This window comes from Pseudomonas sp. HP_08 (assembly GCF_055284095.1).
This window is the reverse complement of record NZ_JBTOQC010000012.1, coordinates 173,172-197,298: the sequence shown is the minus strand read 5'-3', so window position 1 is coordinate 197,298 and position 24,127 is coordinate 173,172. Positions and strand designations below refer to the sequence as shown.

The window sequence follows — 24,127 nt, the reverse complement described above, 5'->3', positions numbered from 1 at the left end:
CTTTTATGAACATGCCCCACAACGCATTCAAGGCCGCGCTGGCCAAAGGCGAGCCGCAATACGGCATCTGGGCCGGTTTCGCCACCGGCTACGGTTCTGAAATCACCGCCAGTTTCGGCTATGACTGGATGCTGATCGACGGCGAACATGCGCCCAACACCGTACCGTCGATTCTTGCGCAGTTGCAGGCGGTGGCGCCCTACTCGACCGCACCGGTGGTTCGCGCCGTCGGTCATGATCCGGTGCTGATCAAGCAGTTGCTGGATATCGGTACCCAGACCTTGATGATCCCGATGGTCGAGACCGCCGAGCAGGCGCGTGCGCTGGTGCAAGCCATGCGCTACCCGCCGCACGGTATTCGCGGCGTCGGCGGTGGCCTGACCCGCGCCACGCGCTGGGACGCGGTGCCGGACTACATCAACACCGCCCATGAACAGCTGTGCCTGATCGTGCAGGTGGAATCGCGGGCCGGCATTGAAAACGTGGCTGCCATTGCCGCCGTCGACGGCGTCGATGCGGTGTTTATCGGCCCCGCCGACCTGTCCACCGGGCTGGGCCATATCGGCAATCCGTCACACCCCGAGGTGCAGGAAAAGATTCGCTACGCCATCGACGCCACGCTGGCGGCTGGCAAGGTCAGCGGCATTCTGGCCCCGGCCGAAGACGATGCGCGGCGCTACCAGAGCTGGGGCTGCCAGTTCATTGCGGTGGCCATCGACATCAGCCTGATGCGCCAGGCTGCACTGAGCAATCTGGCGCGCTACCGGGAACCGGCCGAGCAGCGCCCGGCCTCGCGTACCTACTGATAAAAGGATCTGGACCATGACTGCGTATAAAAACTACATCAACGGCCAGTTCGTCAGCAGCGCCGAGCACCTGGACGTGTTCAACCCGGCCACCGGCGCGTTACTGGCCAGGGTTCCGGCCTCGGATGCCAGCCAGGTCGAAGCCGCGCTTGCAGCGGCGCGGGCCGCACAGCCCGGCTGGGCGAAACGTACGGCCAATGAACGCGCAGGCTTCCTGCGCAGGATTGCCGGCAAGCTGCGTGAAAACGTGGCGCACCTGGCGCGCACCATCACCCTGGAGCAAGGCAAGATCTCGGCGCTGGCCGAGGTCGAGGTCAACTTCACCGCCGATTACCTCGACTACATGGCCGAATGGGCGCGGCGTATCGAAGGCGAGATCATCAACAGCGACCGGCCGGGCGAGAATATATTCCTGTTTCGCAAGCCGCTGGGTGTGGTCGCCGGGATTTTGCCGTGGAATTTTCCGTTCTTTCTGATCGCCCGCAAGATGGCGCCGGCGCTGTTGACCGGCAATACCATCGTCATCAAGCCGAGTGAAGAAACCCCGAACAATTGCTTCGAGTTCGCCCGCCTTGTAGCCGAAACCGACCTGCCGCCGGGCGTGTTCAATGTCGTTTCCGGCGATGGCGGCGTGGGCGCCGCCCTGACCGCGCACCCTCAGGTCGACATGATCAGCTTTACCGGCAGTGTCGAGACCGGTTCACGGATCATGAGCGCGGCAGCGGCCAATATCACCAAGCTCAACCTGGAACTGGGCGGCAAGGCGCCGGCCATCGTGCTGGCGGATGCGGACCTGGAGCTGGCAGTCAAAGCCATTCGTGACTCGCGGATCATCAACACCGGCCAGGTGTGCAACTGCGCCGAACGGGTGTATGTCGAGCGCAAGGTCGCCGATCAATTCATCGACAAGATCAGCGCCGCCATGGCTGCGACGCGCTATGGCGACCCGCTGGCCGACAGCAGCGTTGAAATGGGCCCGCTGATCAATCGCCAGGGCCTGGACAGCGTGGCGGCCAAGGTCAGCAAAGCCCAGGCGCAAGGCGCACAACTGATCACCGGCGGACAGATCGCCGATCTGGGTCAGGGCTTTCATTACCAGCCCACCGTACTGGCCGGCTGCAGCGCGGACATGGAGATCATGCGCAAGGAAATTTTCGGCCCGGTGCTGCCGATCCAGATCGTCGATGACCTCGATGAAGCCATCGCGCTGGCCAACGATTGCGAGTACGGCCTGACGTCATCGCTGTACACCAGGGACCTGGGCAAGGCGATGCACGCGATACGCGAAATCGATTTTGGCGAGACCTACATCAACCGCGAGAACTTCGAGGCCATGCAGGGCTTTCATGCCGGAGTGCGCAAGTCCGGTGTCGGCGGCGCCGATGGCAAGCACGGGCTTTACGAATACACCCACACGCACGTGGTTTATCTGCAGGCCTGACAGGCTGAGCCGCACGCTGCCTGAGCCCTTTCAGGCGGTGCGCGGCGTCCGCTCGTCGTGACATGCCAATCTTTTTCAAACTTTACCCGGCTGGTTTCTTTCCCAACCTCATGAGTGACCGGTGCTTGTTCCGGTTTCGACCAAGAGGTACACCCATGAAAACTTCATTGCGTCACGCAGTAGCAATGGCCGCTCTGACGGGCGTTTTGAGCATTTCGGCGCTGGCGGCGACCGTACCGGCGGCGGCAGTCAGCGATATTCCGGCCGGCGCGGGTCAGCCGATGGCACCCGGCGGCTCGGCATTGCCGCCCGGCACAGCGCCCTCGGCCCCGAGCGGTAACGTGCGTCCGGAAACCCTCATGACCCCGGACAGCGATAAGGATCGCGCTAAAAAACCGGCCGTCGAGCGCATTGATCCAACAAAGCACCAGCCCGCAACGCCCGATCCGAAGTCAGACACCCAGAAGCAAAGCCATTAATCCGATGTGGGTCGACCTGATTCAATGGCCGGCGATGGCCATTACCGTTCTGGCCGCCTGGTTCACCGGCTCGCACTTACCGCGCAGGCGCATGATCGGCTTCTGGTGTTTCTGCCTGAGCAATGTGCTGTGGGTGATCTGGGGCGTGCATGCCAGCGCCTGGGCGCTGATTGTGTTGCAGGTGTTGCTGGCGGGGTTGAACATTCGCGGCTTCGTGAAGAACCGTCGGCAAAAGCGCGCACCTGCGGGATGACCCGCAGGTGCGCAGCACTTCAGCGCGGTGCGATGGCCGCATCCACCAGGGTCTGTGCTTCACCGACCAGACGCTGCAGGTGGTCATCGCCGATAAAGCTTTCGGCGTAGATCTTGTAGATGTCTTCGGTGCCCGAAGGACGTGCTGCGAACCAGCCGTTTTCGGTCATGACTTTCAGGCCGCCAATGGCCTGATCGTTGCCCGGTGCGTGGCTGAGCACGTGCTGGATCGACTCGCCTGCCAGTTCTGTTGAAGTGACCTGCTCCGGCGACAGCTTGCCCAGTGCGGCTTTCTGTTGCGGGTTGGCCTTGGCGTCGACGCGGGTCGAGAACGGCTCACCCAGTTCAGCCGTCAGCGCGCTGTAACGCTGGCTTGGGTTAAGACCGCTGATGGCGGTCATTTCGGCGGCCAGCAACGCAGGAATCAGGCCGTCCTTGTCGGTGCTCCAGACACTGCCGTCGCGACGCAGGAACGAGGCGCCTGCACTTTCTTCACCGCCAAACCCCAGCGAGCCTTCGTACAGGCCCTGGGCAAAGTATTTGAACCCGACCGGCACTTCATACAGCGTGCGGCCCAGGCGCGCCGCGACGCGGTCGATCAGGCCGCTGCTGACCACGGTCTTGCCCACGGCAGCATCGGCGCGCCATTGCGGACGGTTCTGGTACAGGTAATCGATGGCCACCGCCAGGTAGCTGTTGGGCGTCATCAGCCCGCCGGTCGGGGTCACGATACCGTGGCGGTCGTGGTCCGGGTCGCAGGCGAAGGCGATCTGGTAACGGTCCTTGAGGCCGATCAGGCTCTGCATGGCGTAGCTGGAGGATGGGTCCATGCGGATCTGGCCGTCCCAGTCGACGCTCATGAAGCGGAAGGTCGGATCGACGTGCGGGTTGACCACGTCCAGGTCCAGGTTGTAGTGCTCACCGATGGCCTGCCAGTAGCGCACGCCTGCCCCGCCCAGCGGATCGACGCCCAGTTTCAGGCCCGAGTTACGGATGGCGTCGAGGTCGATGACGCTTTTCAGGTCGGCGACGTAGGTGTTGACGTAATCATGGCGATGGGTGGTGTCGGCACGCAGAGCCTGCTCATGGCTGATGCGCTTGACGCCGGCGAGTTTTGCGGCCAGCAGTTCGTTGGCCTTGTTCTCGATCCACTTGGTGACATCGCTGTCGGCCGGGCCGCCGTTGGGCGGGTTGTATTTGAAGCCGCCGCTTTGCGGTGGGTTGTGCGACGGCGTGATCACGATGCCGTCGGCCAGGCCGCTGCTGCGACCACGGTTGTAGCAAAGGATGGCGTGCGACACCGCAGGCGTCGGGGTGTATTCGTCGTCAACCGAGATCATTACCTGCACGCCGTTGGCAGCCAGCACTTCCAGCGCGGTGGCGCTGGCTGGCGTCGACAGGGCGTGGGTATCGGCGCCGAGAAACAGCGGGCCGTCGATGCCTTTGCTCTGGCGGTACAGGCAGATCGCCTGGCTGATGGCCAGAACGTGCCATTCGTTGAAGCTCAGTTCAAAGGAGGTGCCGCGATGCCCGGAAGTACCAAATGCCACACGCTGGGTCGTCACCGAAGCATCCGGCTGGCCGGTGTAATAGGCTGTGACCAGCCTTGGGATATCAACCAGCAAATGCTCGGGTGCCAGCTTGCCGGCGAGGGGACTCAGACTCATGCGACCTCCATAGATTTAAAATTCCGTGCCTGAACGTGTAGGAAAAGTCAGACCAGCGGCAGTTTACTGGCACTTTGACTGTTGTGCTTGGCTTTGATTCCCCAAGCCCTTGAACTAGTTGAGGCGCCACCAGCGCGGGAACAAGCGCTGCACGTTGGGCTCGGCAAATCGGTCGTCGATCAGCATGACCACGCCCCGGTCATTCTGTGTACGGATCACACGGCCGGCCGCCTGCACCACTTTCTGCAAGCCCGGATACAGGTAGGTGTAATCGTAGCCGGCGCCGAACAAGGCAGCCATGCGCTGCTTGAATTGTTCATTGACCGGGTTGAGCTGCGCCAGCCCCAGCGTGGCAATGAATGCGCCGATCAAGCGCGCGCCCGGCAGGTCGATGCCTTCGCCGAATGCGCCGCCCAGCACGGCAAAGCCGATGCCCTGGCTGCTGGCGGTGAAGCGTTCGAGAAAGGCCTTGCGGTCAGCCTCGCTCATGCCCCGCGCCTGGCTCCACACCGGCAGATGCGGGTGGGTCTGGCGCATCAGGTCCAGCACTTGTTGCAGGTAATCGAAGCTGCTGAAGAACGCCAGGTAATTGCCCGGTCGCGCCTGATACTGCTCGGCCAGCAGCTCGACGATCGGCGCCAGCGATGCCTGGCGATGGGTGTAACGGGTCGAGATGCGGCTGACGATGCGCACCTCCAGTTGCTCATGATGAAACGGCGACTCGACATCGATCCAGACGGTACTCGCCGGCACGCCCAGCAAGTCGGCATAGAACGCCTGAGGCGTCAGGGTCGCGGAAAACATGACGGTGCTGCGCGCAGCGGTCAGGCGCGGACCGATAAAGCGCGCCGGCACCACATTGCGCAGGCTCAGGCGTGAGCGGCTGCGCTGGCGGCCGATGTCGCGGCGCGAGACATCGAACAGAAAGTGCTCATCGAACAGCTCGGCGATGCGGGTAAAACCAATCAGCTCCAGGTAAAAGCTCTGCAACGACGCATCGGGGAGCTGCTGCGGGTGGTCGTTGAAGTAATCGCCCAGCGTAGAGATGCAGCCGGTCAGGCTGGCGAGCAACCTGGCGGGCAGTTGTTCATGCGCCTGATAGGCCTGGGTCTGTTCTTTGTTCAGCGCGTTCCATTGCCGGTTCAGGCGTTGCAGGGCCTTTTTCACCGGCTCCGGTGCGGTAGTAATGACCTCGGCCAAGGCCTGCTGGTCGAGGCTGGCGCTGTACATCTGCCGACAGCGCTCGACCATGTTGTGCGCCTCGTCCACCAGCACCGCGACCTGCCACTGGTTGAGCTGCGCCAGCCCGAACAGCATGGCGCTGAGGTCGAACCAGTAGTTGTAGTCGGCGATTACCGCATCGGCCCAGCGTGCCAGTTCCTGGCTCAGGTAATACGGACAGACCCGGTGCGCCAGCGCCACGTCGCGAACCCCGGCCTGATCCAGCCAGCGGCTTTGCACCGCTGCCGCACGGGCTGCGGGCAAACGGTCATAAAAGCCTTCGGCCAGCGGACAGGATTCACCGTGACAGGCCTTGTCGGGGTGTTCGCAGGCCTTGTCGCGGGCGACCATCTCCAGCACCCGCAACGGCAGGTTCGGCTGGTGCCGGTTCAAGGTCGCCAGGGCATCGAGCGCCAGTTGCCGGCCGGGCGTCTTGGCCGTCAGAAACAGCACTTTGTCCAGGCCGCGCATCGGCATGGCCTTGAGCAACGGGAACAATGTTCCGAGGGTCTTGCCGATGCCGGTCGGTGCCTGGGCCATCAGGCAACGACCAGTGCTGACGGCTTTATAGACCGATTCGGCCAAAACCCGTTGCCCGCTACGAAACCCGGCATGCGGGAAGCTCAAGTCCGCCAGCACCTGGTTGCGCTCACCGGTGTGCGCCAGCTCCTGCTCGGCCCAGTGCAGGAACAGCGAGCACTGGCGAATGAAGAAGGCGTGCAGTTCGTCGCGGGTCGCTTTTTGCCGGATCAGCGTCTCGCGTTCAGTGGTCACATTGAAATACACCAGCGCCAGGGTGAGCGCTTGCAGGTCCAGTTGCTGACACAGCAGCCAGCCATAGACCTTGACCTGTGCCCAGTGCAGTTGGCGGTGGTTGTCGGGCATGGCGTCCAGCTCGCCGCGATAGGTCTTGACCTCTTCCAGCTGGTTGAGCGCGGCGTCATAACCATCGGCGCGCCCGCGCACGGTCAAGGCGCCGTATTCGCCTGACAACGACACTTCGGCCTGGTAATCCGGGCCACGGCGCGAGGCCACGGTGCGGTGGCCGAGCATGCCTTCAAGGGCAGTGGGCGACGGCGTGAAACGCAGGTCGAGGTCGCCGGCCTTGGCGGTGAACTCGCACAACGCCCGCACCGCCACGGTGTAGCGCACAGGCACCGGATCGGCGCTGACCGGCGGCGGTAATGAGGTCGGGAGGGTCACAGCGCGGTTCAACCATCGATAAAGGAGGTACTGGATGGGCGCACAGTAACCAGCCTGCCCCATGCTGGCAAATGGAAATGGATCGGTGGCAGGCACAAGGGTTGCCTAGCGACGGGCCTGCTTGAGGGCTTCACCCACGGTTTCCAGCACGCCTGAAACATTTTGGTGCCAGTCGATGGCGTAGCTGATGCGCAGGTGCTGGCGGTGCAGGCCGCTGAGGCTGAACAGTTCGCCCGGCGCGATGACCAGACGCTGGTTCAGCAGGGTTTCGAATACCTGACGCATATCCACGCATTGCTGGCTTTCAGCCCAGATGCCGCTGCCACCCTTGGGCATTTCAAAGCGTACCCAGCGGCCCAGATGCTGGTCCATCAACAGCCCCATGTCTTGCATGCGTTGTTCAAGCAGGCTGCGCAGCTCGGTAATGTGCTGATCCAGCCGCCCGCTGTTGCACAGCCGGGCAATGGCCTTCTGGCGCACGGGCGGCAGGTCGAAGGCACGCAGCAGAAAGTACTCCTGCCACAGCGCTTCGAAATGCTTGCACAACAGGTAACCGTAGGGCGCTTCAGGTCCCAGGACTTTGTCGAAACTGCCGAGGATCAGCAGCCGTTGCGGGTCGATCAGTTCACGCAGGCAGGTGTCGTGGGGATTGAAGGCCAGTTCGCCATGGCTGTCGTTTTCCAGCACCCAGATCCGGTAGCGATTGAGCAACTTCGCCATGGCTTGGCGATTGGGCAGCGGCGCGACGGTGCCGCTCACCGGATTGAGCCGTGAAGGCAGGATCGCCAGGCTGATCTTGTGCTCCAGCAGCAGATGATCAAGCTCGGCCAGACGCACGCTGCCGTCATCGTCCAGCGGCATTTCCACCACCTGCACGTTCAGCGATTGCAAGAGCCGCAATTGCGTCCAGGTACACGGCGATTCGACCAGCACGCTGCTGCCGGCCAGGCGCAGGGTCTGCACCACCGCCTTGAGCATGCCGAGCAGGTCGGGACCGATGTACACCTGCTCGGCATGCCAGCAGTCCTGAGCATCGCGGGTGTAACGCGCGGCCAGGGCGCTGCGCAGTTCCAGGTCGCCAAACGGCTGAAAACCGGTGTCCAGCGGTTGCGGGTACTGGCGCACCAGCTCGCGCTCCATACCGAGCAATACCCCTTGCGGCGCCAGCAACAGGCTCGGCTCGTCGCCCGACAGCATGTTCACTCCGGGCCTGCGCACATGGCGGTAGAGCGTGTCGAGCACGCTGTCGCCCTCGCCTGCCGATGCCTCTTCGCTGCTGGCGGGCAAGGCGTAATAGCCAGACTTGGGCACCGAGCAGATGCGTCCCTCTTGCTCCAGCAGCGAGTAGGCGCTCTGGATGGTCGAGATCGACACCCGCAGGCGCCGGGCCAGTTGGCGCAGCGAGGGCATTTTCAGGGTTGAATCGGTCTGTACTTCATTGATCAGGCGAACGAGATAGCGATACACCGCCTGGTAGGCGAAATCGTTTTTATCTTTCATGGCAGGCAACCGGGGCATGGGGCATTGACATCAACAACCGCGCAATCGCCTTCAGGCAAGGGCACAGTCTCTGGATAAAGCGCAAGGCTGCGGTCAGCGGCCGGAAAGCCTGACGACATGCGTCTGGCCGCTGGCCGGGTCAAGCCGCCGGATGCGGCGCTGATCGGGGTCGGCGAGGCGAATCCGGGCAATGATCGATTGCGGGTCGGCAAAATCCACCGGCTGGCGGGCATACAACCGCTGCAAGCCGCGCAAGCTCAGCCCACTGATTTCCACCAGCCACAGCAGCACTTGATCCGGTGCGTTCTGACCGGCCAGCGCCCGGTGCAGATCGGCCAGGGCCACGAGCATGCCGGGATGACACCGACGCAAAAACGCCTCCAGCCCCGTGCCCTGATCAATGAACGGCGAGAACAGCATGCACACCAGTTGCGCCTCGCTCAGGCCGTAGGCGTCCTGGGCGAAACTGGCCGCCAGCTCGCGCCGCACGTCGATGCGCTGTGCGCCGTCATAGGCCGTCATGGCCTGCTCGATCAAGCGTACGGGCATTTGTTTGCTGCGCATCAGGCTGCGGGCAAGAATCAGGTAGTCGGCAATGCCTTCGGCGTACTCGCGCTGCTCGATCCATTGCGCCCGCAGGCCCTGCATGTGGGCCATCAATACCGGGTTGGCGCAGTCGGACTCACTGAAGCTGAAGGCCAGGTCATCGAAGCGGAACGCCAGAAACTCGGTCAGCAGGTTCCAGTGCTCATCGACCTTGCCGCAAATGAGGTCGTTGATCGCCACAAACGTCGGGTTCAGCGGTTTGCCGGGCGGCATGAAACGGCTGCACGCAGCGTCTTCTTCCGCTTCGCCGTACAGTTCCTGCAGCCAGGCCTGGCCGATGTGGTCCAGGCTGCGCATCACCGTCTGCAAGTTCTGGTTACGCCAGTGACCGGTGTGCAAGCCACTGCCCTGGGCCAGGCGCATCAGCCAGGTGATGTAGAGTTTCTGCTCTTTGCGCGAGTCGCCACTGAGCACCGCGTCTGCGCCCTCGCCCCAGCTGATGGCGCGGCCCAGAAACTGCGCCAGCCCCAGGTAGCAGCTATTACAGAACGTGGTCCGCGCATCGCCGGCCGACAGGTGTCCGGCCTGCAGCATGTCGCTGCGGTTCTGCTCACGCCCGGCGCTGGAGAACGGCAGGTCCGGCTCGAAGGCATGGGTGTATTGATTGTCGAAAACCAGCATCTCGACCCGAGGATCGTCATACAGAAACAGTGCCGAATAGACCCTGTGTATGTTGCCCATGACCGCAGGCGTCATGCCCGCATGGCGCATGGTGGCCACGCGCAAGTTGAAGGTGCCCGGCGCTCTGCCGGCAATGCTCAACTGGGCGGCGCGCAACAGTGCAACCGTGTAGGCGCTGTCCTTGCCGCCGCTGAAGGCGGTCATGACCTTGAAGCTGCTGATGCGCTCGATCCCGCCTGCGGCCACGATCAGGCGCTGGATCAGCAGTTGCAGGGCGGTACGTTCGGCGCGCGTGAAGTAACCGAGCAGGCGTTGCAAAACCTGCTGGTAGACATAGTTCATTGCTTGCTCGTGAATGGCACTCATCATGCTAGCCCTGCCCACTGCGAAGTTGAAGCCGTCTCTGTAGCGACACGGGGTAGACAATGGATTTGAAAAACAGACATGGCTCATTCCCTGAGTAGTAATTATCAAATCATTATCGATATCGACATCGCTATTACAAGTGACCCACTCCGTGCAAAAGCCCCACACTACCGCGTAATTAAACACCTTAAATTAAACATCACACCCACACTTCATACTGTTTAAACACGGCGGCGCACGGGTCTTCTGCAACTGCGCAGCGGCCTTGAGCAAAGCCCCGTGCCAGACCAGCCTTGGCATTCAGCCAGCCCCACCGAAGACAAGCAATACAAGCCAATGGAGGCTCAACACAGTGTCCGACACTGGCCGTGTGACGCAAGCAGTATAATCGCTCGGTGAAATGACAGACACAGGCCCTATTTAGTAGAGAACTTTCCTACAACATGAACTGCACTCTGTAGGAGCCAAAAGCAAAAAAGGCATTGACTGGAAACAATCAATGCCTTGACTAACTAATGTAACAGGAGATTTTATTCAGGGTATCGGCACTAAAGCATAGGGCCGATACCTTCGCGCAGCCCGAATCAATCAGCCGCGAGTTCCAGCACCGCACGCCCGCCAATCGGGCAGCCGTCCATGTAACGGTGCGCCTGGACCACCTGCTCAAAGGCAAACGGACGAATCGTCAACGGCTGCAACACCCGGTCAGCTGTCAACTGGTTGATATCACTCAGCGCCCGTTGCAGCGACTCGGCGTCCTGGTCGATACCCAGTTCCGGCTTGCCGGTGAAGTTGCCCAGGCAGTGCACATAGAACTGGATGTTCTTCTGGAATGCCGCACAGGCCGGAAACGGCGTCTGGTTGCCGCCTTGCAGGCCGTACAGAACCAGGCTGCCACGCGGCGCCAGGACATCGCCCATCAGCGACATCTGTGGCCCGCCCAGACCATCGAACACCACATCGACACCGCGGTTGGCGGTGTATTTGTTGATGGCCATCAGCAGGTCCTGTTCCTCGGTGACCACCACCTTGTCGGCACCCAGCGACAACAGGTATTCGCGGGCATCGTCGGTTTTGGTCGCGGCAATCACCTTGACGCCCAACGCCTTGCCCAGCTGTACGAAACAGGGCCCGGCACAATGGCTGGCATCGGTCACCAGCACGGTCTGCCCGGCCTTGATGCGCGCCAGATCGACATACGCGAAATAGGCAATCAGCAAGGGCGTGTAATGCACGCTGGCTTGCGCCGGGGTCAGCACGTCGGGATAACGGGTCAGGGCGGTGCGTGGCAGCACGATGACTTCGCCGTACACCGGATGCTGATTGGGGTCGGCAGCCGGGAAGCTGGCCACCTTGTCACCCACCGCCAGGTCGTCGACACCTGCGCCCAGCGCAGTGACCACACCGGCCATCTCGTAGCCAAGACCTGCCGGCAGGCGTGCCTTGGAGCTGGCCAGATTCTGTCGCCAGAGAACGTCATACCAGCTGATGCCAATCGCCTGGACGCGGATTTGCACTTCGCCAGGCGCAGGCAGCGCGGCTGGGTGCTCTTCAAGCTTGAGCACCTCAGCCGGGCCAAACTGGTGAAAACGGATCGTGCGGGACATTGAGAACCTCGCCTTATGAACCTAGATGCCATGCACTTTATCCGGGCTTTCCCGGCAGAACCAGTCAGTGGCTGTTAATAGTCGACATGCCTGTCATCGATTCGCAATAGATTCAATCTGCTGTCGAGACGTTCCATCCTTGCGCCATGCGGCGGCCATTGTTCGCATCTGGCAGGCACATTGCAACCGTCAATGCCTTGCGCCAGGCCTCAATTAATCGTTCCGCCGCTGTGTGGTTTGCCCGTACTATGCGCACCACTGTCTATACCGGGTGTTTTCCTACAGCCCGCAGCGACATGCCCGAATCGACAAATGGCCCGAGCCCACACGTATGAACCGCAATGACCTGCGTCGCGTTGACCTCAACCTGCTGATCGTCTTCGAAACCCTGATGCACGAACGCAGCGTGACCCGCGCCGCCGAGAAACTGTTCCTTGGTCAGCCGGCGATCAGCGCAGCCCTGTCGCGCCTGCGCGGCTTGTTCGACGACCCGCTGTTCGTACGCACCGGTCGCAGCATGGAGCCCACCGCCAGGGCGACCGAAATTTTCAGCCTGCTGTCGCCGGCGCTGGACTCGATCTCTACCGCCGTCAGCCGTGCCTCGGAATTCGACCCCGCCACCAGCCAGGCGGTGTTTCGTATCGGCCTGTCCGATGAAGTCGAATTTGCCCTGCTGCCCTCACTGCTCAAACGCCTGCGCTCCGAAGCGCCGGGCATCGTCCTGGTGGTGCGCCGGGTCAACTACATCCTGATGCCAGCGCTGCTGGCCTCCGGCGAGATCTCGGTGGGCGTCAGCTACACCAGCGACCTGCCGGCCAACGCCAAGCGCAAGGTCCTGCGCCGCAGCCGCCCGCAAGTGCTGCGCGCCGATACGATTCCGGGCCCGCTGAGCCTTGACGACTTCTGCGCCCGCCCGCATGCGCTGGTGTCGTTTGCCGGCGACCTGTCGGGGTTTATGGACGAGTACCTGGAAAAGCTGGGGCGCAAGCGCCATGTGGTATTGGCCGTGCCGCAATTCAATGGGCTGGCGACGTTACTGGCCGGCACCGACATCATTGCCACCGTGCCCGACTATGCGGCTGAGGTGCTGACCGCCAATGGCGGTGTGCGGGCAGAGGATTTGCCGCTGGAATCGCAGACGTTCGAGCTGCATATGGCCTGGCGCGGGGCGCAGGATAACGATCCGGCGGAACGGTGGTTGAGGTCGCGGATTCAGATGTTTTTCGGGGATCCGGATAGTCTTTAGGCGTTGTCGGGCAGGCTGTTTATCTGATTATTTTTGCCTTTCCAGTTTGTCGAACATGTTCATAACCGCGCTCAGATCATCATCGACGCGCTCCAAGCTTGCCGTGAGCTCTGCCAGCGCCTTAGCGTTAAAAGTTGCTGAGGGAGGTCAGCGAACCTCGTACGCAATTTGTGGGAGGGAGCGTCAGCTCGCGAAGGCGAAGGTGCAGTCACCCTCAAATGTATTGATTTCACTGGCCCTTTCGCGAGCTGCGCTCGCTCCTACGCAATTTGTGTCGTACTCAGTATCAAGGCCTGCCCAAAATCTGTGGGAGGGAGCGCTAGCTCGCGAATGCTAAGGTGCAGTCACCCTAAAATGTGCTGATTTTACTGGCCCTTTCGCGAGCTGCGCTCGCTCATACGCAATTTGTGTCGTACTCAATATCAAGGCCTGCCCAAAATCTGTGGGAGGGAGCGCTAGCTCGCGAAGGCTAAGGTGCAGTCACCCTAAAATGTGCTGATTTCACTGGCCCTTTCGCGAGCTGCGCTCACTCCTACGCAATTTGTGTCGTACTCAGTATCAAGGCCAGCCCAAAATCTGTGGGAGGGAGCGCCAGCTCGCGAATGCTAAGGTGCAGTCACCCTCAAATGTGTTGATTTTACTGGCCCTTTCGCGAGCTGGCGCTCGCTCCTACGTCGTGCGCAAGAAACGCTCAAGCACATTTTTTGTGATCATCACGGTGTAGATGTCTGCCTGCATGAGCCCATGAACCCATTCGCACGTGGCGGCGGTAAAGACCTCACCTCGACCTTTGTGAAAGTGCACCACCATGCCGGCCCCGCGGCGATGCAGATCGATGCTGGCGTCGCTAAGGTCGGGTGCCAGGATGGAGGCACGAAACCGGGCATCGCCATCGCCGAGCATGAATGAATAGGCATCCTCGGCGCGGCCATGCTCGGCATTGGTCGCCCAGCCCATTGCGAGGATTTGCAATCCGCAGGGCGCGCCGTCGGTGCCGAGTGGTTCGGGGAGGCCGTCGACGAACGTGTATTCGAGGCCATCCACTTCATAGCCAAAGATGTTGGCTTCGTCTGCGAACATGTCCGCGTAACCCAGGCCCGTCCCCATGAACGCCCAGTGCTCAGGCCTGAAGACGGTATACCCGCGAGGGCTGCGCGGTGCCATTCCCCCAAAGCTGCCGTATATCCCGCGCAGGGCATTCACCCCGAACGTCGTTGCCCCGGGGTGATTTACCCTCGGATCTTCCCAGGCCCCGGTTAGCCGATGAGGCTCGGTAGCAGCCACAGGATCGAGCGCACCGGCATCGTACTTGTAGGCCACCTGCCGCCGGCCTCCATCTTCCAGGCGGATCTGCCACATGAAATTGCCGGCAAAGCGCGCGACCTTGCCGCCCTCCTCGACAAAGGCGTCGACATGGTCACGCATTTCCCGCGTCCAGTACTCGTCGTGGCCGATGAAGACGGCGCAGGCGTAGCCTTCGAGCGCGTGCGGGTCGTGATGCAAATCGTCCTGGGTCACGACATGCACCGTATAACCCTGCTGTTCGGCCCAGACCACAAAAGGTCTCTCGTAGGAAGCCCATCCCGCCAGCGCGTAGTATTTGGCGTAGCCGTTGAGGGAGGCCCATTCGATGAACTCATAGCGCGCCGGACCTGGCTTGCGGGGCCGTGTCGCGTTGACGCAACGTGGTGCGCCTTCCGGCAGCCAGACCAGCCCTCGCGCCCAGGGGCGCTGTGCCGACAGCAACGGTGAGCGGCCACGCGGCGTGCCGGGGTGAAGGCCAAAGTAATGATTGGCACCGCCCCAGTCGTTATAGGCGGCCCATGTCGATGTGGCGGCGACGAGCACCAAGGCATCGGCACGCTTGCGCAGCGCCTTGACGATAAACAGGTGATGCCCGAGGACGCTGTCAGCACCATCGCGTATTTCCACGATATAGCCACCCTGCTCCGCATCCGTCGGGACTGACCACTGCATGAAAACAGGCCATTGGCAGCCATGCTCATAGGCACGTTCGGGTATGGGGTGAAATCGAGCATCGAGGCGGTCGGTGGTATGCAGCGTGCGGGCGATGGCGCCATCACGATAGATCCGCAGCCTCACGTGCAGGCGGTTTGACGACACGTACAGGCAAACCGAATCACCCGGACTGTAGGTGCGGCGGTCCGAGTAGCACCAGGCGGCCGCCGGGCCCGACTCGGAAGGAACTTCGACCCAGGTCTCGCGTGCGGCCTGACGGGGGCCTGAAGTCTGGCTGACGGTCACGTTGGCGCCCGGTCGTTCACCTCGTGCAGCGGCGTTTTTCAGGTCTGTGGCATTCATTGAGTCGTACTCCTTTGTTCGGCTGACTCTGTGGCTCGACCAGTCAATGTATTTACGCCGGCTCGAGCGCCGGGCGCCTCGATATGCGCAAGGTCGATGCCCGCCGTTTCGTCGATAAGAAACCCTGCCAGAACGGTGACTACGCCCAACCCGATCACGTAGCTGACGTACAGATAGCCAAGGTCGGCGCCGCCAAGGTAGTTGTGCAGATAAGGGGCGGTGCCGCCAAAGATCGCCACTGAAACCGACGAGACCAGACCGACGCCCTGCGCGCGTGCCTGGGTCGGCACCTGCTCGGACAGCACCGCGGGGAAAATCGCCGCGATCAACGACCAGGCGCCAAGCCCCAGCACCTGGGCCAAAAACAGCGTATAGGGCTCAGTGGTCACCATTATTGAAATGGGATAGGTCAGCACGATCACACCCAGGCCCCAGGCGATGACCATGGGCCGGCGCCCTACCCGATCGGACAACATTCCGCAGACCGGCAACCAGCACACGCAGAGGACCTGCGCGAGAAGACTGGCCACATAGGCCCCCGTGGCGTCCATGCCCTGGGCAATCGCCGTCGAAGCGCCGAACGTGACCCAGGCGTAGTAAGTGACATTGGCGGCCGCTGCAAGCATGACGATGTTACGTGCCACGCGTAGCATCTCCCCCGTGGACAGCTTGCGCGGCGGCTGCGCTTGCCCCTGCTGTTCTACGAACACATGAGATTCCTGCGCGCCGCGGCGCAAGAACAAAGCATAAATGCCGAGGACTCCACCGATGGCAAAACCGATCCTCCAGCCGTAGTCACCCATTGCCTGCGCGCCCAGCAGCCAGGTCAGCGCTGCCGCCACGGCCGTGGCTGACATCACTCCCAGCGTCACCCCCACATAGACCGAGCTCGACCATAAACCACGGTGTTTGCTTGGCGCGATCTCGGCGACGTAGGTATAGGAAACCCCTGTCTCCCCGCCATGGGCGAGCCCCTGCATCAGGCGGAAAAACAACAGTGCGACCGAGGCATACAGGCCGATGCTCTGATAGTCAGGGATAAGCGCGATGCCCAGGCTGCTGATCGCCAGTAAAAGCATGGTGAGCACCATGATGGTCCGGCGCCCCAGCCGGTCGCTCAATCGGCCAAACAACCATCCGCCGACAGGGCGTGCGACAAAGCCAACCGCAAACACAGCAAGCGTCGCGAGCATCGCCGAGCGCGCATCGGTCTTGTCGAACAGGTTGCTGGCCAGGTACACCGAAAAGGTTGCGTACAGGGTCCAGTCAAACCATTCGAGCGCATTGCCGATGCCTGCTGCGCGCAACGATTTGAGGCGTCCTTGGTGAGACGTCGTATTGTTCATGGGGTATCTCCTGGTGACGGACGGATCGAGGCGGTTTGGCAAACCGGATCAAAGGTGCAGCGCGGGTTTGGGCTGGCGAGCGCCATGGGCAGAAGGGACGCGGACACGCAGCGCAATCAGCAACGCGGCCAGCAGCATCAGCACGGCCGCCGCGACGAATACACCTGCGCTGCCACCGAGGCTGAACATTGCACCGCCAGCGGCGGCACCGGTGGCAATGGCTGACTGCACAGAGGCCACTACCATGCCTCCGGCGCTTTCCGCCTGATCAGGTACCGCGCTGGCGACCCAGTTCGACCACGCCACCGGCACACCACCAAAGGCCAGGCCCCAGATCGCCAGCAGTACCGCCTGCCCCGGCACCGAGGCCGGCAACAGCACCAACGCCAGTGCCGCAACGCCGACGAGTGCGGGCATCAGCACCAGGGTGGCCAGCGGGTGGCGCTCCAGCAGCTTGCCGGCCAACAACGTGCCGGCGAAGTTCGCCACACCGAACCCCAGCAGCATCAGTGACAGCCCTTGCGGGCCGATGCCGGTCGTCCCTTCAAGGAACGGCCGAACATAGGTGAACATCGCGAAGTGGCCGCTGTGCACCAGCACGCAACCGAACATCCCGATGGCGATGCCCGGACGCTGCAACACCTCGAAAACGGTGCGCAGACGTGCCGGCCGGCGCGGCGCGAGGCGCGGCAGAGTGAAGGACTGGAAAGCCAGGGTCACCATGCCGACCGCTGCCGCTGCAAAGAACGCGCTGCGCCAGCCATATAGCCCGCCCAGATAGCTGCCCAGCGGCACTGCCACGACCGTGCCGATGGCAATGCCGCTGAAAATGATCGACAGCGCCCGGGGTAACAAGGCACTCGGCACCAGGCGCATCGCTACTGCCGCCGCCATGCTCCAGAACCCGCCCAGGGCAATGCCCAGCAAGATGCGCATCAACAACAGCACCGCAAAGCTGGAGGAAATGGCGACCAACAGATTGGAGGCGACCATCAGCGTGGAAAAACCCAGCAACACCCAACGCCGGTCGATGCTGCGGGTCAGGCCTGGCACCAACAAGCCGGCAAACAGCGCCACCACGGCTGTCACCGTTACCGCTTGCCCGGCCAGCGCTTCGGACACGCCCAGGTCGGTAGCCATCAGTGTCAGCAAACTGGCCGGAAGGTACTCAGCGGTCAGTAATCCGAACACTCCCATTGCCAACGAGAAGACGGCCATCCACGCGGGCGTCGCAGGCTCTACGTCCGCGCCGATGCCGGGATGGCGGTCGGACACGGCGTTACATACACAGTCAGTCATTGCTCGGATCTCCCAATTTTCATTGCGAGCCGAAGTCTAGGCGCCGAAAACTGGATGATCTATGATCCAAAGTCTCTACTTTTTGACTAAAACACCTGAACGATGCCTGCAGATCAGTTTGCTCTCTCCTCGGACCTCATCAACGAGCTGTTGCGCGGCATGCGCCTGCGTGGCGTTGAATACCGGCGTATCCAGGCGGGCCCGACCTTTGGTTTGGGTTTTGCGGAAAAGCCCGGGCACGCCTGGTTCCACTTCATGGCCGTCGGCAATGCGCTGCTGCAAATGGAGGACGGCAGCACCTACGCGCTGTCTGCCGGCAACGCCGTGTTCATCTCCCACGGCGCAGCCCATCAACTGGCTTCCCATGCGGATGTGTCCGTTCAAGACATCGACCGTCTGGACGGCGCGCCCTTGGGCGACACCGTCAGCGCGGTGGATACCGGAACCGATGCCAGCCCCACGCCGAGCACAATTGTGTTCAGTGGTTGCATGGAGTTTGAACTGGGCAGTATCCATGGCCTTGGCCGGCTGATGCCGGGCCTGATGCTGATTGATGCCGGCGGCCAGCGTTACCCCGGGCTGGTGCCGATCCTGACCACCATGGAACGCGAGGTCAGCGCCGCCCGTGTCGGCTTCGCCGGTATCCTTGCGCGGTTGGCCGACGTGGTGGCTGCCATGGTCGTTCGCGGCTGGGTGGAGTGCGCCTGCGGAAATGCCTCTGGCCTGGTCGCCGCCTTGCGCGATCCACGCCTGGCCGGTGCACTGCTTGCACTTCATCAGCAACCGGGCCGCGACTGGACCGTTGCGCAGTTGGCAGAGCACTGTAATACCTCACGCTCGGTTTTCGCGGACCGCTTCCAGGCGACGATTGGCATGGCCCCGCTGCGCTATGTCACCGAACTGCGAATGCGGCTCGCGAGCCAGTGGCTGACCCTCGAAAGGCTGCCGATTGAAGAGGTAGCGCAGCGTTTGGGCTATACATCGCAGGCCGCTTTCAGTCGTGCATTCAAGCGCATTACGGGCCAGACACCGGGATTGAGTCGCAAGGTGAGGCAGCCCGCTGTTACTTGAAACCGAGCGCAAGCAGTTGGATGATCCGTGCCTCTGATTCATTGACCGCCCGTAACGTCGAGGAATGTACCGGTGTGGATGGTGGCCACGCGAGGGGCTCGACGTTCAGAACATCAGATAAGAGCAGGCAACTTCAAACAGGCCGGCCGCAGAGCGGACACTCCGAAAGCCGGCTGGCTGCAGGGCTGTTTAGACCGGGCAGGCGGATCAGGCTAAAACCGTGATCGAGCCAAAGAGGACGGCAGCGATGAACATGACCAGGCAGGTGCCCATACTCCAACCAATCGAAGCGCGCTGGTTATCTCCGTAGTCAACGTTAAGCAGGCCGCATAGCAAGTAAGTTGATGCCACCAGCGGGCTCAACAGGTGAACAGGCTGGCCAATCAATCCTGCGACGGCCATTTCTTTCCCATCGATACCATAATGCGCAGCGGTCTCAGCCAGGATGGGCAAAATACCGAAGTAAAATGCGTCATTGGTGAGGATGTAAGTGAACGGCATACTGATAATGGCGGTGAAGACCGACATAAACTGGCCAGCCGACTCCGGAATGATCTGCACCAGGCTTTCAGAAACGGCCTTGATCATTCCCGTCCCTGACATGACGCCTACAAATATGCCTGCAGCGAAGATCAGTAACGTTACCGAGAGGACACTTCCCGCGTATTTGTCGATGACTTCTTTCTGCGCCTTCAACGTAGGGTAGTTGACGACAAGCCCCAAGCCGAAGGCGATCATGAATAATGTCGACAGAGGCATGACGTTCAGCATCATCAGCGCGATCAACGTGACCGTCAGCATGGCGCTGAAGATAAATCGCCAGCCAGTGAGCCTGGATTGCTCAAGCTCAGCAATGAGGTTCTCCAGATCGATTCGTGCCACTCCGAGTCTTTTGCGCTCTTGGCGGCCCAGGATGGTGGCTACCAGCAACACCCAGGCCAGGCCCGCCAACATGATCGGCAGCATCTCGATGAACAACTCAGTGATGTCGACATGCATGGCGCTGGCGGCACGGGAGAACGGGCCTGCCCAAGGCAGGATATTCATCACACCTATTGTGAGCAGCAGTACGGTTGCCATGACTTGCGGGCGGATACCTGTCTGACGGTACAGGGGCAAAAGAGCGGCTGTGGTGATGATGTAAGTGGTTGCCCCATCGCCATCCAGGCCAACGCATATCCCCAGAACAGCTGTGCCCAATACGATTTTCAGAGGATCACCCTTGACGACTCTGATGACTGTTTCAATCAGCGGGTTGAACAGTCCAGCATCGGTCATCATGCAGAAGTACAGGATGGCGAACGTCAGCATGATGCCCGTGGGAGCAAGCATCTTCACGCCATCAAACATCATCGGGCCCAGCTCGCCAGCGAACCCGGCTGCGCAGGCAAATACAACAGGTACCAGTATCAATGCCACCAACGGAGAGAGCCGCTTTGACATGATCAGGTACATGAAGCAGATGATCATGGTGTAGCTCAGGATCGTGATCATGAAGTCCCTCGTCTTATCGGTTTTATAGTGAAGACTTTCGTGTGCTCATCTTCTGGACGAGCGGACGCCTACGCGGTCACGCATAGACGTGGCGAGTTATTTCAGCTCAGGCGTGGGAGAAGAGTTTTTTTCCTGCGTGGCGCAAGTGCACTTTCAGAATGTGACCAGTAGCCGATTCCGTGATGAACAGCGTGCGATTGCCCTCGCCGCCGAAAGCCAGATTGGTAACGGTCTTGCCGGTCGAGCATGCCCGAATCCGATACATTGGCACGGCATGAGCATCGAAGACCCATACGCAGCCGTTACCGGCATCGCAGACGTACAAATTACCCTCATCGTCCAGAGCCATACCGTCTGCACCACTGACTCCACCAGCCATGGCGCTGAAAATGCCCACCTTCGAGGTAAAGCCGTCTTTCTGGATAGGTAGCCGCCACACCGCATTTCCACGAGTCATGGCGACGAACAATGCTTGTTCTTTCAGATCCAGCACCAGGCCGTTCGGGCTCGGGCCGTTGTCGATGAGGCAGTCCAGTCGCTGCGTTTGCAGGTCGTATCGAAATACACGACCGGACGGGTCGTGCATGCCTGACTGGCCCTGGTCAGTGAAATAGAGGCGCCCTTCCTGATCGAAGAAAAGATCGTTGACCCCTTTGAAACCCTCGCTACGCCGATGGGTGAGGAAAGGCTCGATGGTCTTGGTGGCAGGGTCGAGCACCATGATGCCGCGCTTGTAGTCCGCGACAAAGATACGACCATCTGCATGGATCTTTAACCCGTTTGGCCAGCCATCGTACTCGACTACCAGCTCCCACTCGCCGGCAGGAGAAATACGGAAAATTCGACCGTAGGGAATGTCCGTCACATAGAGATTTCCGGCTTTGTCGAACGACGGGCCTTCAAGAAAGCAACTGACGACCTGGCCAGGTTTGTTGGCTCTTACCCAATCCGAATCGCCATCGCGCCAGAATTTCTCAGGCATGCGGCTGAAAACTTCGGTCTGGAGGTCCTGGGGAGGGGCATAAAGGCTCATGGAGATCTCCGCAAAGCGCGCAGGCACTGCATCCATTTTCGGCGATGGGTGAGTATCCAGATACGCATTCTTATATTTAATGTTCTATCTGACAGAACACCATTTCTTTGTACGAAACACTTTTCCAAAATTTAATGGCATCTGTCAAGCCGTACACATGCACAAATATTTTTCTTCCTGCGTGCTTCAACAAGCATGAATGGGCATTGACAGCATAAGAAAATGGCGCAGATACTATTTAACAGAACGTCATTCTGCCTAACAGAACAATCATAAAATACGGACCTGTGCTACCCCAATAGCCTGCCGCGTGAATGTTCCAAAGGCTCTCCAGCCGATGAGGAGAACCTCCATGCACCACGGTTCAGATATCGATGTATTGGTCAGTGAAGTCGCCCCCCGCGATGGCCTGCAAAGCATCAAGGCAACCATGCCTACCGAGTTGAAACTTCGCTGGCTCTCGGCACTGGCCGAGTCGGGATTGCGCGAGATCGAAGTTGGATCGTTCGTACCGCCAAAACTTCTTCCGCAGATGGCCGACTGCGCTGAACTGGTTGTTCACGCTCGTCAGATTTCCGGCCTCTTCGTCACCGCGCTTGTGCCGAATCTCAAGGGCGCACAGGCAGCCTTCGAGTCGGGCGTTCAGAAAATCACGCTACCGATCTCCGTCAGCGAACCTCACTCCCTTTCCAATGTTCGTAAAACGCACGCTCAGGTCTTTGAAGAGGTCAGGGCTGTGGTTGCGCTGCGCAATGAGCAGTTCCCCGGAGTCGCCATCGAGGCCGGCCTTTCCACCGTTTTCGGTTGCACCATTCAAGGCGTGGTTACTGAAGACGAGAGCATCGCCATGGCGATAAAGATGGCCGGGTTGGGAGTCGATGAGGTCGGACTGGCAGACACTGTCGGCTACGCCAACCCGGCTCAGGTTCGTCGAGTATTCACCCGGCTGCGAAATGAGCTTGGCGCCTTGGCCGGAAGCGCCCATTTCCACAATACGCGCGGTCAAGGCCTGGCCAATGTTGTCGCGGCGCTCGAGGCTGGCGTGACGGTCTTCGATGCGTCACAGGGCGGTATTGGCGGCTGTCCATACGCTCCCGGCGCCTCAGGCAACATCGTGACCGAAGATTTGGTTTACCTGCTCGAGTCCATGGGTTTGCGAACCGGCGTCGATATCGATCGTCTGGTCGCTGCACGCGAGTGGCTGCGCCAAGGCCTTCCAGGTGAGGCCTTGTATGGCTTTATCCCCGATGCCGGTGTTGGAAAAAACTTTACCTATGCGAAGGAGGCAGTATGAGCCAGTCCCCGGACAAATCACTGCCACTTGCCGGCATCCGAGTCATTGAGTTCGTTCATATGGTCATGGGGCCAACCTGTGGCCTGCTGCTTGCAGATCTTGGCGCAGAGGTGATCAAGGTAGAGCCCGTTCCTGAAGGTGACAATACCCGTCGCCTGATGGGGTCCGGCGCAGGCTACTGGCTGACTTACAACCGCAACAAGAAAAGCTTCGCCGTCGATATCAAGTCGCAAGAAGGAATGGCCGCGGTCAAGAAACTGATCGCTACCGCAGATGTGGTGACGGAGAACTTTCGTCCAGGCGCCATGGAGAAACTGGGCCTTGGCTACGACGCGATCAAGGCGATCAAGCCAGATATTATCTACAGCTCGATGAAAGGCTTCCTGCCTGGCCCCTATGAAAAACGGACAGCGCTGGACGAGGTTGTCCAGATGATGACCGGGCTCGCCTACATGACCGGCCCGGTTGGTCGTCCACTGCGCGCAGGTGCGTCGGTCAACGATGTGATGGGCGGTATGTTCAGCGCTATCTCTGTATTGGCAGCCCTCCTCCAGCGCAAAGACAGTGGCAAGGGTCAGTTTGTCCAGACCGGTCTGTTCGAAAACTCCGCGTTCCTGGTCGCGCAGCACATGATGCAAAAGGTGGTGACCGGGGCGGCCGCAGCACCGATGCCAAGCCGCATTTCTGCCTGGGCTATTTATGACGTTTTCGAAACTGCTGCAGAAGGCCAGCAGGTATTCCTGGGCGTCGTGAGCGATAGCCAATGGGTCGAATTCTGCAAAGCATTCGATTTCCCGGAATTCTCCAATGATGACTCGTTAGCCCGCAATAACCAGCGTGTGCAGGCCCGTGAGCGAATCATGCCAATTGTGCGCGAGCGTCTCCAGGCTATGGACAAAGCGTCCGTCATGGCGCTGTGCGAAATGGCCGGCCTGCCTTTCTCGCCAATTCAACGTCCGGAAGATCTCTTCGATGATAAACACCTGAATGAGTCGGGTGGGCTGACTGAACTGGCGCTCGGTAATGGGCAAACAACAAAAGTGCCGATGCTGCCATTTGAAATGGATGGCCAGCGTTTTGGTGCACGACTGCCAGTGCCTGAAATCGGCAGTCACTCGCGGGAGCTGTTGACCGAGTTGGGGTACGAAAGTAGCGCAATCAATGACCTGGCATCCGCCGGTCTGGTTCGACTCTGATAGATCCGCACAAGAACTGGCGCCAATAAATGTGCAGTGCCAACGCCCATCGGGTGT

18 protein-coding genes are annotated in these 24,127 nt (G+C 60.7%); 8 read left to right on the top strand and 10 right to left on the bottom strand.

What is annotated here, in order from left to right; all coding sequences use genetic code 11:
- Positions 1-5: 5 nt before the first annotated feature.
- The 4 genes from ACYAS9_RS12465 (at position 6) to ACYAS9_RS12450 (ending at position 2,979) form a co-directional block, all read left to right on the top strand.
- On the top strand, positions 6-806 hold the full coding sequence (locus ACYAS9_RS12465) for an aldolase/citrate lyase family protein (RefSeq protein ID WP_463568598.1): 801 nt from the start codon (positions 6-8) through the stop codon (positions 804-806).
- Positions 807-822: 16 nt separating this feature from the next.
- Positions 823-2,247: an aldehyde dehydrogenase gene (aldA, locus tag ACYAS9_RS12460; RefSeq protein WP_463568597.1), complete on the top strand. Its 1,425-nt coding sequence runs from the start codon at positions 823-825 to the stop codon at positions 2,245-2,247.
- Positions 2,248-2,402: 155 nt separating this feature from the next.
- Complete coding sequence (locus ACYAS9_RS12455) at positions 2,403-2,726, top strand: hypothetical protein (protein ID WP_463568596.1); 324 nt, start codon at positions 2,403-2,405, stop codon at positions 2,724-2,726.
- Between the two features lie 4 nt (positions 2,727-2,730).
- Positions 2,731-2,979: a hypothetical protein gene (locus tag ACYAS9_RS12450; RefSeq protein WP_463568595.1), complete on the top strand. Its 249-nt coding sequence runs from the start codon at positions 2,731-2,733 to the stop codon at positions 2,977-2,979.
- A 19-nt stretch (positions 2,980-2,998) separates the two neighbouring features.
- Here the strand turns inward: ACYAS9_RS12450 and pgm are convergent, their stop codons facing one another.
- The 5 genes from pgm to ACYAS9_RS12425 form a co-directional block, all read right to left on the bottom strand.
- Positions 2,999-4,645: a phosphoglucomutase (alpha-D-glucose-1,6-bisphosphate-dependent) gene (gene pgm, locus ACYAS9_RS12445; RefSeq protein WP_463568594.1), complete on the bottom strand. Its 1,647-nt coding sequence runs from the start codon at positions 4,643-4,645 to the stop codon at positions 2,999-3,001.
- A 114-nt stretch (positions 4,646-4,759) separates the two neighbouring features.
- Positions 4,760-7,069 (bottom strand): ATP-dependent DNA helicase, encoded by a 2,310-nt coding sequence (locus ACYAS9_RS12440; RefSeq protein WP_463568593.1) that lies wholly within the window; start codon positions 7,067-7,069, stop codon positions 4,760-4,762.
- Between the two features lie 105 nt (positions 7,070-7,174).
- Positions 7,175-8,569, bottom strand: a complete 1,395-nt coding sequence (locus ACYAS9_RS12435; protein ID WP_463568592.1) for an aminotransferase-like domain-containing protein — start codon at positions 8,567-8,569, stop codon at positions 7,175-7,177.
- 93 nt (positions 8,570-8,662) lie between these two features.
- The gene (locus ACYAS9_RS12430; protein ID WP_463568591.1) at positions 8,663-10,162 is read right to left on the bottom strand and encodes a hypothetical protein; all 1,500 of its coding nucleotides are present in this window, start codon (positions 10,160-10,162) and stop codon (positions 8,663-8,665) included.
- 584 nt (positions 10,163-10,746) lie between these two features.
- Positions 10,747-11,769: a zinc-dependent alcohol dehydrogenase family protein gene (locus ACYAS9_RS12425; protein WP_463568590.1), complete on the bottom strand. Its 1,023-nt coding sequence runs from the start codon at positions 11,767-11,769 to the stop codon at positions 10,747-10,749.
- A gap of 331 nt (positions 11,770-12,100) precedes the next feature.
- On the opposite strand from ACYAS9_RS12425, the gene ACYAS9_RS12420 reads away from it, so the two are divergent.
- On the top strand, positions 12,101-13,015 hold the full coding sequence (locus tag ACYAS9_RS12420; protein WP_463568589.1) for a LysR family transcriptional regulator: 915 nt from the start codon (positions 12,101-12,103) through the stop codon (positions 13,013-13,015).
- 669 nt (positions 13,016-13,684) lie between these two features.
- On the opposite strand, the gene ACYAS9_RS12415 is transcribed toward ACYAS9_RS12420, so the two are convergent.
- The 3 genes from ACYAS9_RS12415 to ACYAS9_RS12405 are packed head-to-tail and all read right to left on the bottom strand — an operon-like array spanning position 13,685 to position 17,982.
- A complete protein-coding gene (locus ACYAS9_RS12415; RefSeq protein ID WP_463568588.1) occupies positions 13,685-15,337 on the bottom strand; it encodes a N,N-dimethylformamidase beta subunit family domain-containing protein in 1,653 nt (550 codons plus the stop codon).
- Positions 15,334-16,683, bottom strand: coding sequence for an MFS transporter (locus ACYAS9_RS12410; protein WP_463568587.1), 1,350 nt, complete (start codon positions 16,681-16,683; stop codon positions 15,334-15,336). Before ACYAS9_RS12410 ends, ACYAS9_RS12415 begins: the two co-directional genes overlap by 4 nt.
- 48 nt (positions 16,684-16,731) lie before the next feature.
- On the bottom strand, positions 16,732-17,982 hold the full coding sequence (locus ACYAS9_RS12405; protein ID WP_463568586.1) for an MFS transporter: 1,251 nt from the start codon (positions 17,980-17,982) through the stop codon (positions 16,732-16,734).
- A 102-nt stretch (positions 17,983-18,084) separates the two neighbouring features.
- Here ACYAS9_RS12405 and ACYAS9_RS12400 point away from each other — a divergent pair, with 102 nt between their 5' ends.
- The gene (locus ACYAS9_RS12400; RefSeq protein WP_463568585.1) at positions 18,085-19,053 is read left to right on the top strand and encodes an AraC family transcriptional regulator; all 969 of its coding nucleotides are present in this window, start codon (positions 18,085-18,087) and stop codon (positions 19,051-19,053) included.
- Positions 19,054-19,260: 207 nt separating this feature from the next.
- Here ACYAS9_RS12400 and ACYAS9_RS12395 read toward each other — a convergent pair whose 3' ends face one another.
- Together ACYAS9_RS12395 and ACYAS9_RS12390 are read right to left on the bottom strand one after the other, a co-directional pair.
- Complete coding sequence (locus ACYAS9_RS12395; protein ID WP_463568584.1) at positions 19,261-20,547, bottom strand: CitMHS family transporter; 1,287 nt, start codon at positions 20,545-20,547, stop codon at positions 19,261-19,263.
- 106 nt (positions 20,548-20,653) lie between these two features.
- Positions 20,654-21,580, bottom strand: coding sequence for an SMP-30/gluconolactonase/LRE family protein (locus tag ACYAS9_RS12390; RefSeq protein WP_463568583.1), 927 nt, complete (start codon positions 21,578-21,580; stop codon positions 20,654-20,656).
- Positions 21,581-21,932: 352 nt separating this feature from the next.
- Between ACYAS9_RS12390 and ACYAS9_RS12385 the strand changes: the two genes are divergently transcribed.
- Positions 21,933-22,874, top strand: a complete 942-nt coding sequence (locus ACYAS9_RS12385) for a hydroxymethylglutaryl-CoA lyase (protein ID WP_463568582.1) — start codon at positions 21,933-21,935, stop codon at positions 22,872-22,874.
- Positions 22,871-24,070, top strand: a complete 1,200-nt coding sequence (locus ACYAS9_RS12380; RefSeq protein ID WP_463568581.1) for a CaiB/BaiF CoA transferase family protein — start codon at positions 22,871-22,873, stop codon at positions 24,068-24,070. Before ACYAS9_RS12385 ends, ACYAS9_RS12380 begins: the two co-directional genes overlap by 4 nt.
- The last annotated feature ends 57 nt before the right edge of the window (positions 24,071-24,127 follow it).